The sequence below is a fragment of the Streptomyces sp. NPDC050504 genome, from assembly GCF_044458065.1.
Taxonomy (GTDB): Bacteria; Actinomycetota; Actinomycetes; order Streptomycetales; family Streptomycetaceae; genus Streptomyces.
Genome location: NZ_JBITHO010000001.1, coordinates 794,185 through 805,815, shown reverse-complemented (window position 1 = coordinate 805,815; position 11,631 = coordinate 794,185). Strand labels below are relative to the sequence as shown.

8 protein-coding genes are annotated in these 11,631 nt (G+C 71.7%); 2 read left to right on the top strand and 6 right to left on the bottom strand.

What is annotated here, in order from left to right:
- Window positions 1–378: 378 nt before the first annotated feature.
- Window positions 379–2,571, bottom strand: coding sequence for an MMPL family transporter (locus ACIBNE_RS03300; RefSeq protein ID WP_399268951.1), 2,193 nt, complete (start codon window positions 2,569–2,571; stop codon window positions 379–381).
- 162 nt (window positions 2,572–2,733) lie between these two features.
- Here ACIBNE_RS03300 and ACIBNE_RS03295 point away from each other — a divergent pair, with 162 nt between their 5' ends.
- Window positions 2,734–3,633 (top strand): acyl-CoA thioesterase, encoded by a 900-nt coding sequence (locus tag ACIBNE_RS03295; RefSeq protein ID WP_399268949.1) that lies wholly within the window; start codon window positions 2,734–2,736, stop codon window positions 3,631–3,633.
- Between the two features lie 36 nt (window positions 3,634–3,669).
- On the opposite strand, the gene ACIBNE_RS03290 is transcribed toward ACIBNE_RS03295, so the two are convergent.
- The 4 genes from ACIBNE_RS03290 to ACIBNE_RS03275 form a co-directional block, all read right to left on the bottom strand.
- Window positions 3,670–4,431, bottom strand: a complete 762-nt coding sequence (locus ACIBNE_RS03290; protein WP_399268947.1) for an SDR family oxidoreductase — start codon at window positions 4,429–4,431, stop codon at window positions 3,670–3,672.
- Window positions 4,428–5,855, bottom strand: a complete 1,428-nt coding sequence (locus ACIBNE_RS03285; RefSeq protein ID WP_399268946.1) for a coproporphyrinogen-III oxidase family protein — start codon at window positions 5,853–5,855, stop codon at window positions 4,428–4,430. Before ACIBNE_RS03285 ends, ACIBNE_RS03290 begins: the two co-directional genes overlap by 4 nt.
- An 84-nt stretch (window positions 5,856–5,939) precedes the next feature.
- On the bottom strand, window positions 5,940–9,923 hold the full coding sequence (locus ACIBNE_RS03280) for a type I polyketide synthase (protein ID WP_399268944.1): 3,984 nt from the start codon (window positions 9,921–9,923) through the stop codon (window positions 5,940–5,942).
- A 381-nt stretch (window positions 9,924–10,304) separates the two neighbouring features.
- A complete protein-coding gene (locus ACIBNE_RS03275) occupies window positions 10,305–10,904 on the bottom strand; it encodes a CGNR zinc finger domain-containing protein (protein WP_399268942.1) in 600 nt (199 codons plus the stop codon).
- Window positions 10,905–10,912: 8 nt separating this feature from the next.
- Here ACIBNE_RS03275 and ACIBNE_RS03270 point away from each other — a divergent pair, with 8 nt between their 5' ends.
- A complete protein-coding gene (locus ACIBNE_RS03270) occupies window positions 10,913–11,077 on the top strand; it encodes a hypothetical protein (protein ID WP_399268940.1) in 165 nt (54 codons plus the stop codon).
- A 46-nt stretch (window positions 11,078–11,123) separates the two neighbouring features.
- On the opposite strand, the gene ACIBNE_RS03265 is transcribed toward ACIBNE_RS03270, so the two are convergent.
- Complete coding sequence (locus ACIBNE_RS03265) at window positions 11,124–11,306, bottom strand: hypothetical protein (RefSeq protein WP_399268938.1); 183 nt, start codon at window positions 11,304–11,306, stop codon at window positions 11,124–11,126.
- Window positions 11,307–11,631 lie beyond the last annotated feature (325 nt).

Sequence of the window (11,631 nt, the reverse complement as noted above, 5' to 3'; positions counted from 1 at the left end):
AACCGACGTGTCCCCGGAGCCGGGACGTGACACCACGGCGTCGCAGGCCAGGTGAGGAGCGGTCACCGTGATCGAGGCTAGCAAGCAGCGTGCGGCCCACGGGCCGGAACACCGGGAAGGCGGCGGGGAGTTCCGCGCGGCGAGCCGGGTACGCGTACGAGTTGTTGGTTCAGGCGGCGGCCGGTGAACCGGCCGACCGACCCGCCGTACGGGGACGGCCCGTGCGGCCTCGATCCGGTGTCGGCACTCGGGCAGCCAACCGCTCGCCCCGTCCGATCCCGATCGCACCCAGTCCCTGCCGCCGCAGCCCCTCTACGGGCCGGGCAGGCACCAGCCTGGCCAAGATCCGGACCATTCCCCGACCCGGCTCTTCGCCCGTCAGGTGCCTTCCTCCCGCAGCCCCGCCCGGTCGTGGAGGCGGCGCAGCGGGCCGGGGGCCCACCAGTTGGCGCGGCCCGCCAGGCGCATGAACGCGGGGACCAGTACGGCGCGGACCAGTGTCGCGTCCAGGACCACCGCCAGGGCGAGGCCGACGCCGAGCAGCTTCAGCAGCGTCACCCCGCTGACCGCGAAGACGAACAGGACCACGGCCACCAGGACCGCGGCGGCGGTGATGATCCGGCCGGTGTGCTGGAGGCCGAAGGCCACCGACTCCTCGTTGTCGCCGGTGAGCAGGTACCTCTCCCGGATCCGGGACAGCAGGAACACCTCGTAGTCCATGGAGAGCCCGAAGGCCACGCAGAAGGTCAGGATCGGGATGGTCGCGTCCAGGGTGCCGGTGTGCAGCGGGCTGCCCACCAGGAACGACAGGTGGCCCTCCTGGAAGACGAAGACCATCGCCCCGAACGTGGCGCTGAGGCTGAGGGTGTTGAGCACCAGGGCCTTCAGCGGCATCAGCACGCTTCCGGTGAACAGGAACAGCAGCACCAGGGAGAGGCCCACCACGATGCCGATCGCCGCCGGGGTGGCCCGGACGATGGCCGCGGTGCTGTCCTTGACCTCGGCGGCCCGGCCGCCCACCCACACCCCGTCGGATCCGTCGGGCGGGGCCACCTTCCGCACGTGGCCGACGAGTTCGGTGCCGTCGGGCGAGTCCTGCTCCACCGTCGACACCACGGACAGCAGCGTGAAGTCGCCGTCCACGAGGGCGGATGCCGCCGGGCCCGGCTCCTGGACCCGGCGGCCCGCCGCGTAGGAGCCGGTGGACGCGGTCACCTCGCGGACGCCCCGCACCGTGGACAGTGCGCGCGCGTAGGGGTCCACGGCGGGTCCGGTGGCGCCTTGGACCACCACGGGTACGGTGCCCAGCGCGCCGTCGTCGAACTGGTCGCGCAGCAGTTGCGTGGCGCGGTGCACCTGGGAGTCGGCGGGCAGCGAGCGGTCGTCGAAGAGGCCGGACGAGACCCGTGTGAACGGTGACGCCAGGAGGAGCAGCAGGACGACCACGGCGCCGCCGTAGAGGCCGGGGCGGCGCATCACGGCCCTCGCGAACCGGTACCAGCGCCCCTCTTCGGGGGCGTCGGGTGGCGCGGCGCCGCGCCACCGGGCGAAGACGTCGTAGCGGTTGACCCGGTGGCCCAGGACGGCCAGCAGCGCGGGCAGCACGAAGACCGCACCCGCGGCGGCGGTGAGGACCACCACGATCCCGCCGTAGGCGAAGGACCGCAGGAAGAACTGGGGGAAGACCAGGAGCGCGACGAGGGACAGGGCCACGGTGAGCGCGGAGAACGCGACGGTCCGCCCGGCCTTGCGCACCGTGGGCACCAGGGCCTCCCGCACCGTGGCGCCGCCGCGCAGTTCCTCGCGGAAGCGGGCGAGGACGAACAGGCTGTAGTCGATGGCGAGTCCGAGGCCGAGCGCCGTGGTGGAGTTCATCGAGTACACCGAGATCGGCACCGCGCCCGCCAGCGCGTTGAGCACCGCCCGGCTCACCAGGATCGACAGCAGGGCGATGACCAGCGGCAGGGCGGCGGCCACGGCGCTGCCGAAGACCAGCAGCAGCAGGACGAGGGTGATCGGCGTCGCGATCGCCTCCGCGAGCAGCAGGTCGTGCGCGGTCTGCTTGCCGACCTCCGACTGCACCTGGGCGGAGCCCGCCGCCAGCACCGTCAGCCCCTGTGCGTGCCGCCGGACGTCCGGCACCAGCCGTTCGGCGGTCTTCGCCCGGTCGTCCTCGTCACCGCGCAGCGAGAGGGTGAGGAGCCCGGTGGAACCGTCCCGGGAGCGCAGCGAGGGCACGTGCCCGGCTGTCCAGTACGAGGTGGCCGCCCGTACGCCGGGGGCCCGTTCCGCGCGCCGGGTCAGGTCCGTGCCCACCGAGGTCATCCGCGCCGAGTCGACCGGTCCCGCGCCGCGCAGCAGCAGGACCAGGTCGCCGTCGGCGGTGGGGAAGTGCTCGGCCACCAGGCGCTCGGCGCGGGAGGACTGCGCCCCGGGGTCCGAGAACCCGCCGTGGACCAGCCGGTTCTCCACTCCCAGGCCGCCGATGGCGGCCGTCACGACGACGGCGGCGCTCGCCCACAGCACGACCGCGCGCCGCCCGTACAGCGTCGCGCTGACGCGGTGGAACATGGGACCCTCCGATCGTCGGCCGGGCGTGACTCCGGGGTACCGCACGGACCGGCGTCCTGTCAGCGGCACAACCCGGCCACCTTTCGGGGCCGTTCGGTTGATGGCCCGGGGCGGCCTGGCGATACTGGCTGTCGCACGGCGACGCCGAGGTGAGTGGAGCCCATGGATCCCGAACGCGCACTCCTCGACCTGCTCGGCCTGCTCGATCTGGAGCGCGTACCGGACCGGGGTGGGGGCGAGCACTTCCGCGGGCCGGCGCCGCTGGAGCGCTCCTCCCCCGTGTACGGCGGTCATCTGGCGGGCCAGGCGCTGGCCGCCGCGGGCCGTACGGTCTCCGACGGGCTGGCCGTGCACTCGGTGCACGCTTCGTTCCACCAGCCCGCCGTACCGGACGCGTCCTTCGAGCACCGGGTCGAGTCGGTGAAGGACAGCACGGCCTTCGCCGCCCGGCGGGTGCGTACGGGCCAACGCGGCCGGGAGGTGTTCTCGCTGACCGCCTCGTTCCACCGGCCCGAGCCGGGGCTGGCCCACCAGGACCCCATGCCACCGGTGCCGGCCCCGGACGGCCTGCCCTCCTACGAGGAGCGGCTGAGCAGCGCGTTCGGCGCGCAGGTGGCACCCCTGGGCAAGCCCTACGACCAGCGGTTCGTCGGGCCGTTGAGCTTCGACGTGGAGAAGGACCCGTCGCTCGCGTCCGCCCGGACGCAGGTGTGGCTGCGCACCAAGGGCGAGCTGCCCCCGGGGACGGGCGGGGACCGCGAACAGCTGCTCCACGCCTGTCTGCTGGTCTACATGTGCGACGTCACCATGCTGGAGACGGTGCTGGTGCGGCACGGCGTCTCGTGGTTCCACGCCAGCGGCCGCAGCATCGACTACACGGTGTGGATCCACCGGCCCTTCCGTGCGGACGACTGGCTGCTCTGCGCGCACGAGACGCCCGTGGCCGCCGGGGGACGGGGGCTCGTCCTCGGCCGGGTCTTCACCCGTGACGGTACCCTGGCCGCCACCCTCGCCCAGGAAGGACTCCTGCGCGTGAGCGGCGGCCGGGAGGCGCGCGGCTGAGCCGCCTCGTTCCTCGCCTTCGCCCGCGTACGGCGCCTATACGACCAGTCCGCCGGACACCTCGATGGCCTGCCCGGTGATGTAGCGGGCCCGGTCGGAGGCGAGGAAGCACACCAGGTGCGCCACGTCGTCCGGGGAGCCGAAGGCGTGGCCGGGGATGAGGGACTTGAGGAACTCGGTCCTGTCCGGCGGTATCACGGCCGTCATGTCGGTCTCGATGAGGCCGGGGGCGACGGCGTTGACGGTGACGCCCCGGGCTCCGATCTCCTTGGCGAGGGCCTTGGTGAAGCCGATCACCCCGGCCTTGGCCGCGGAGTAGGCCGTCTGGCCCGGGATGCCGTGCAGTCCCGAGGAGGACGCGATGTTGACGATGGCGCCGCCGCGCTGTTTGACCAGCGGCATCAACAGGGGTCTGGTGATGGCGTACATGCTGTCCAGGTTGGTGCCGATGACCTCGTGCCACTGCTGCGGGGTCATGCGGGCGAACGCGGTGTCCCGGGTCACTCCCGCGTTGTTGACCAGGACGTCGAAGCGGTCCAGGTGGCCGAGCGCCGCGATGGCGAAGCGCTCGGCCTCCTCGGTGTCGGCGACCTGGGCGTACAGCGGGACGCAGCGCTGGTCGGGATGGGCGGCGCCCAGGTCGTCGGCGAGGGCGCGGGCACGGTCCTTGTCGCTGTGGTAGCCGAAGACGACGTCGGCGCCCTGCGCCAGTGCGAGGCGCACCACCGCGGCGCCGATGCCGCGCGACCCGCCGGTGACGACGCAGCCGCGCCCCGCCAGGGGGAGAGCGTCCGTCACTGTCCGCTCCGGGCCCCGGCCGCCGGCCGGGCGGACTCCTTCTTGCGCCGCGCCGCCTCCTCGCGCAGTTCGCGGTAGCGGTCCTCGGCGAGCAGGGCCGAGAACATCGGCGCGTAGAAGGGGCCGTCGCCGGTCAGCGTGATCCGCTCCGGTGTGATCCGTGCGTATCCGCGCTCGGCCAGGGCGTCCCAGACGGTGGCGAACTTCTCGTAGACGTCGAGACCGAAAGCGGCGGCGTACTGGGTCCGTTCGATCTCCGTGCTGATGAGGCTGCGGAAGAGCAGCATCATCAGCCAGTCGTCCGAGGTGTGCCGGAAGCCGCGTTCGACGGGGAACCTGCCGTTGTCGACGGCCGCCTTGTACTGGGCCAGGTTGCGTTGGTTGATGAACGACCAGGAGCGGCCCGAGGCGAGCGCGGGGTTCCCGAAGAAGGTGATCGCCGCGTAGCCGAGCCCCAGGGTGTCCAGGTGGTCGAAGCGGGTGGTGTAGCCCTCCCGGAAGTCGTGGGCCGCGGGATCGCCTGGGCGGCGGAAGTTGTACGTGGAGAGCTGCTCGTAGCCGCGGTCGAGCAGGAAGTCCCGCCCCGCCCGGTACATCTCCAGGTTGGCCAGGGTGCTGGGCAGCTCGTGGAAGCGGTTGAGCGCGAAGTCGGTCGGTCCGCCGACGTTCAGCTCGTAGTGGGTGATGTCGTAGACGTCCCAGGAGACCAGGGTCTCCAGGTCCTCCAGCATCGTGTCGACGGTCTGCTGCGGCCAGCCGAAGATCAGGTCGACGTTGGCGGACAGGCCCAGCTCGCGGGCCCACTCCAGGCTCTGGATGACGTGCTTGGTGGTCTGTTTGCGGCCGCTGAAGCTGTTGAGGCGTTCGTTGACCTGCTGCACGCCCATGCTGATGCGGTTCATCCCCGAGTCGTGGATGGCTTGCATCTTCTCCCGGGAGAACAGCTGGGGAATGCCTTCCAGGGTGAGGTCGGCCTGCTCCGAGATCTCCGGGAAGAGGCGGCGCACCATGTCCATCAGCCGGTGGTAGACGGGGCCCTTGTAGAGGTTGGACGTGCCCCCGCCGAAGTACGCTCCGGCGAGGACGGAGCCCTGCATCTGCTCCCGGTACATCTCCGCTTCCCGCTCCACGTACCCGTAGTAGTTCTCCAGTGCGGCGTTCCCCTGGAACTCCTCCACGGGGAAGAGGCAGTACCCGCACTTTCCGGGGTCGGTCTGTATGCAGTACGGGACGCCGACGTACAGGAACACCGGTGACGTGCCGTGCGCTTCCCGCAGGCGGATCCGGTCCTCGGCTATCTCGTCGAGGGGCACGGACAGTTCGTTCCAGAAGCGCGGCGAAGGAAAGCCGTGCTGGATCTTGTTGACCTGGCGTTCGCCCAGGTGGCTGTCGAGGTAGTTGTTGACGAAGTCGGGGCTCAACACGGTACTGGCACTTCCCCTCTGGTGGGATCTGCCGGATGTGTGGTCTGCCGGATGTGGGTCTGCCGGTCGTGACGGGGACCGGGCTCAGGGGTGCGTCGGAGCGTCGGCGCCGTCCGGGTCCGCGAGGACCACCTGGTGGAGGAGGTACTCCGCCAGTTCGTCGATGCTCTGGTACTCCAGGGCCTCCATGGCCTTGAAGCGGAAGTCGAGCTTCTCCTGGATGCGGCGCTGGAGTTCGGTGATGGTCAGCGAGTCGAGGCCGATCTCCAGCAGGGCCAGGGAGGGGTCGAGATCGGTCATGTCGATCTCCAGTTCCGCCGACATCCGGCCCAGGGTGTCGACGATCTCGACCATGAGCCAGTCGATGACCGCCTGTCGGCGCTCGTCGGCGTCGAGCGGCTCGACGCGTTCGCGCAGTTCGCGCCGTGACTCGCCGCTCTCGCGGGAGTGGGTGCCCAGGGGCCCGGCGGGGACCGCCGAGGGGTCGGCCAGCGAGCCCACGCGCCGGAACTCGACGGCGTCGAGGTCGGCCAGCAGGCTCCCGGTGTCGTCCAGGACGCGCAGTCGTGCCGTGAACGCGGTGTCGGTGGCGTCGGCCCGCAGCTGGACGTGGCCCCAGACCTGGTCGGGCAGGAGCCGGTGCAGGACCATCCGGCCGATTCCCACCGGGAGGTAGGTGCCCTTGGCGGCGCCGTCGCGCGCGGCGGCCGCGGCCAGGTGCAGACAGCCGTCGAGCATGGTCGCGAGGCGGTGGGAGTGCCCGGCCCGCGCCGCGCCGTCGGGAGCGGCGGTGATCCGGCCCAGCGCCTGCCCGCCCGCTTCGTCGGTCCACAGTTCGCGGACGGTGGAGAAGCTCGCGCCGTACTCCAGGCCGTCCTCGCGCAGCAGTCCGTAGAGCCGTCCGGGGGCGAGCTCCGTGGACATCTGTGCGCGCAGGTCGTCGAGGCGTTCGACGAAGCTGTCGGATCGCTCTCCGAGGGGTCCGACCGTCCCGTGGCAGTACCGGGGCGCGTCGTCGCCGTCTCCCCCCGCCACGGTGAACCGGAAGCGGCCGTCCGCCGGGGCGCCCTCTCCCGCCAGGTCCACCCGTACGCTGTTGGACCCGGTGGGGGTCAGGACGAGCGGCCGGACGAAGCTGACGTCGGTGAGTTCGACGGGTGCGGGGCCGTAGCCGTCGGCCGCGGCGCGGGCGTCCACGGCCAGTTCCAGGTAGCCGGTGGCGGGGAAGACGGTGGCGCCGAGGATGCGGTGGTCCACCCAGGGCGTGCCGGGCGGCACGTCCTGCCGGTGGACGCGGTGCACGGCGGGTCGCGGCTCGGGTGCCGCCGCGGGAGGCGCCTGCCGTCGCGGAGCCGCGGGTGCCGTCGCCGTGCGGTCGGCGCGGTCGGCGCGGTCGGTGCGGTCGGTGCGGTCGGCGTCGTCGGGCGTCACCCAGTACCGGTCCCCGCGGAATGGGTACTGCGGGGCGGTGGAGGTACGGCGGTGGTTCGGGCCCCGGTAGAGCGCGGGCAGGTCGACGGCGGCACCCGCCGTGAACAGGGCGCCCGCGGCGGCGAGGAGGTTGCGCACGTCCCGGCCGTCGCGCTGGAGGGTGGGGATCACGGTCACGTCGGACGTCCCGAACGCCTCCGACACGTACGTCCGCAGCGCGGGGTGGGGGCCGATCTCGACGACCACCGTGCAGCCGCGGGCGGCCACCGTGCGCAGGGCGTCGTGGAACCGGACGGGGCGGCGGGCCTGCTGGCTCCAGTACTCGGGCCCTTCCGCGCCGGTCAGCGCGTCGCCGGTGGCGCCGGAGAGCACCGTGAGGACCGGGGCGGCCGGACGGAGCGTGGCGGCTGCCTTGCCCAACTCGGGCAGGACCGGGTCCATCAGGGGCGAGTGGAACGCGTGGGAGGTCCGCAGCCGGGTGGTGCGCACGCCCTGCGCTCCGGCGAGGCGTGCCACTTCGTCGACGGCTTCGGCCCGGCCGGAGACGACCGAGGCGCGCGGCCCGTTGACCGCGGCCAGGGAGACGTCGGCTTCGAGCCCGGACAGCCAGCCCTCGACGGTGCCGGGGTCGGTGGCGACGGCGAGCATCACTCCGTCGCGCGGCAGTTCGCCCATGAGGCGGCCGCGTACCGCGCTGAAGTGGGCGGCGTCCTCCACCGTGAGCAGGCCGCCGACGCACGCGGCGACGACTTCGCCGATGCTGTGCCCCAGCACCGCGTCCGGAACCACTCCCCAGGAACGCAGGAGGGAGGCGAGCGCGTACTCGACGGCGAACAGCGCCGGTTGTGCCAGGGTCGTGTCGTCGAGGGCCTGCGGTGTCCCCTCCTCGAAGAGGAGCTGCCGCAGCGGTACGGGTAGCTCTCCGTCGAGCACCTCGGCGCACCGGTCGATCGCCGCGGCGAACTCGGGCTCGTGGCCGTACAGTTCGCGGGCCATGCCGGAGTACTGGACGCCCTGTCCGGTGAAGACGAAGGCCGTCTTGGCGGGCTTGACCGGGCGGCCGCCGGTGACCGAAGGGGGCGTGCGCCGGGTGCGCCACAGCCGCAGGTCGTTGGCGATCTCCAGGCCGCTGCGTCCGGTCACCGCGAGGCGGTGGCGGTGCGTGGCCCGCCCGGCGGCCGCGGTGTAGACGGCGGCCGGCAGGCCGTCCCGCCCGTTCCGCGCGAGGTGGTGCGCCCAGCGGTCGGCCAGCGCGTCCAGGCTGGTCGACGACTTGGCGGACAGCACGAGCAGTTCGGCGGGGCGCGGGTTCCCCGCGTCGGTGTGCCGTTGCGGTAGCGGGGCTTCGCGCAGCAGCACGTGGGCGTTGGTGCCGCTGTAGCCGAAGGAGTTGACGGCGGCCAGGCGCGGTGCGTCCCCGCGCGGCCAGGGCACCGGCTCGGTGGGTATCTCGACCGGGGCGCCGTCGAGGTCGATCTTGGGATTCAGCCGGTCGAGGTGGACGCTGGGGTAGATGGTCTCGCGGTGCAGGGACAGGGCGGCCTTGACGACGCCGAGGAGTCCGGCGGCGGCTTCGGTGTGTCCGAAGTTGCTCTTCGCCGAGCCGACGTACAGCGGCCGTCCCGCGGTGCGCGTCCGTCCGTAGGCGTTGGCGATGGCGCCCATCTCGATGGGGTCGCCGACCGGGGTCCCGGTGCCGTGCGCCTCGATGTAGTCGACCTGCGCGGGGGCGGTGCCGCTGCGGGCGAGGACGGCGCTCATCACCTCTTCCTGGGTCCGCCCGTTGGGGGCGGTCAGTGCGGGGGTGCGTCCGTCGTGGTTGATCGCGGTGCCGATGATGTGGGCCAGGGCGGGATCGCCCCGCTTCTCCGCGAGCGACTGCCGGCGCAGCAGCGCGGCCACGCAGCCCTCGCTGCGGACGTACCCGTCGGCCTTCGCGTCGAAGGACCGGCACTGTCCGCTGGGCGAGAACAGGCCGAGTTTGCAGAACGCGATGTGGACCTGCGGGTTGAGGATCAGGTTGACCCCGGCGACGATGGCCGAGTCGCACTCGCCGGTGAGGATGGACTGCCGGGCCAGGTGCATGGCGACCAGGGAGCCGGAACAGGCGGTGTCCACCGTGAGACACGGGCCCTTGAGGTCGAGGAAGTGGGCGACGCGACCGGCGCTGATGCTCATCGAGTCGCTCATCGAGTCGTAGGCCGTGATGCCGTGGAGGCCCACGGCCTCGTGCTTGAGGATGAAGTAGCTGTTGCTGTTCATGAGGGCCAGGAAGACACCGGTGTTGCTGCCCCTGATCTCGTCGGCGTTCTGCCCGGCGTGCTCCAGCGCGTGCCACACGGTCTGGAGGAGCAGGCGCTGCTGCGGGTCCATGCGGGCGGCCTCGGCGTCCGAGATGCCGAAGAACGTCGCGTCGAAGAGGTCGACGTCGTCGACGAAGCCGCCGTGGCGGGTGTAGGTCTTGCCGGGGGCCAGGGGGTCGGGATCGTAGAATTCCTCCACGTCCCAGCGGCTGGACGGTATTTCTTCGACGCAGTCCCGTCCCTCCCACAGGACGGTGTGCATGTCGTCCAGCCCGTGGACTTTACCTGGCAGTGTGCATCCGATCCCTACTAAGGCAATGGGCTCGGCATCCATGCCGATCTCCTTCGGCTGCGGTGAGGGCGCTGTCGTGGCGGGGCCCACATGGGGTGGCGGCCCGGAACGACCACAAGTTGTGTGGTGCCTAAGCACGTTCACTTGTCGGCATCCAGGGCTTCGGCGAACTGCCGGTCCGCATACGACTCAGCCGAAATGCCCCTTAGCGCACTTTTGCAAGGCTAGTTGTGGGACACATCCGGGGTCAAGGACGCCCACAACGGGTGGTACGGCGCGTTCGGTATATACCGCGACGTGTTGGTGCGGCCAGGGGTGTCGGCGTTCAATTCGGCGTTCGTGCAATTGCGTTGGACGAGCGTGGTGGGCGAATTCCCGCGGGGCGCGGCAGGCGTCCGGGGCGGGAGCGACCGGGCCGCGGCCTCACACGGTCGTCGAGCGCCCGCCGGGGCCGGTGGTCCCTTCTTCCCCGGGAGGAGAAGGGCTGCGCCACGAGCTCCCGCGTTCGCCCTGGCGCCGCTCGCGGTGACGCGCCACCGCGTCGTTGTTGGCGCAGCGCACGGAGCAGTAGGCGCGTCGGCCGTTGCGGGAGGTGTCGACGAACGCCAGGCCGCAGCCGCGGCGCGCGCAGCGCCCCAGCCGTTCGGCGCCGGCCGAGCACACGACGTAGGCGAGTCCGGCCGCGGTGACGGCTCGGACGTGCGCGGCCACGTCCGAGCCGGTGGCGCTGTAGTGCAGGTGGGGCTGCCCGTCGTGCAGGGAGATCCGGGGGCTGCTGGAGGCGTCGGCGAGGAGCGCGTTGACCGCACCGCACCGTTCTTCGAGGTCCTGCGGCCCGAAGCACACGGCCAGACGGCGGCTCCACGTCCAGACCGTCCCGGCCTGCGCGGCGGTGAGCGTGCGGCGCACCACGCCGTGCGCGGCGAGCAGGGGTTCCAGGTGTTCGGGGAGTGGCGGCGCGGTGAGGTTGACCAGGTCGGCGGCCAGCCGGGCGGCTTCCCCGCCGTAATGGTTGAAATGCATAAATCGACGTGCGGTCCTTCGGAGTGCTGCTCGCGCTGAGCCCCGCCGTGGCGGCGGGGATCGGCTTCCTCTCGCTGCACGAGCGGCTCACCGCACGTCAACTGTGCGCCGTCGCGCTGGTGGTCCTGGCGGGCGCCTGGTCGGTGCGCCGTGCCGCTCCCGGTTCGCCCTGAGCGGCAAATCGAGGGGAATTCAAGGGGGCGAATCGAGAGGGTGAATTCAATTCCGCATTCGCTTCGCGCTGGCCAGGGTGCCCAGAATCATTACCGCGAAGACGACCGCTCCCTTGTATCCGGAATCCCTGGGAACAACGTCGGATTGGATCAGGGCCAGCAACAGCACGATGCCGACACCGCACCAGAGCGCTGCCCACAGCAGCAGCCTCAGGTAGAAGCGGAGCACGGATGGACCTCGCATTCGTGAATCGTGCGAGGGGTACGGTTCCCCGGTTACCGCACCCCTGCGTTCCGGGTGGTCGGGGCTGCCGCCGGGAGGCTTGGACGGGTGCGGCGATGATCAAGGTGGAGTCTGGGCGATCGTGACCGGACCGTCCATACGGGCTGCCACCCATCTTTTTTCGCCTACCGGGAAGGGCGCGGACGGCCGGACCCGGCTGGGCGGATCGATCACTTCCGCCCTGGTCCCGGCAGTGCAGTAAGGTGCCTCATCAGTCGTGGTGACAGACGACGATCATGAGGTACCCGCAGGTGGTGGGGGTGGCCGAGCG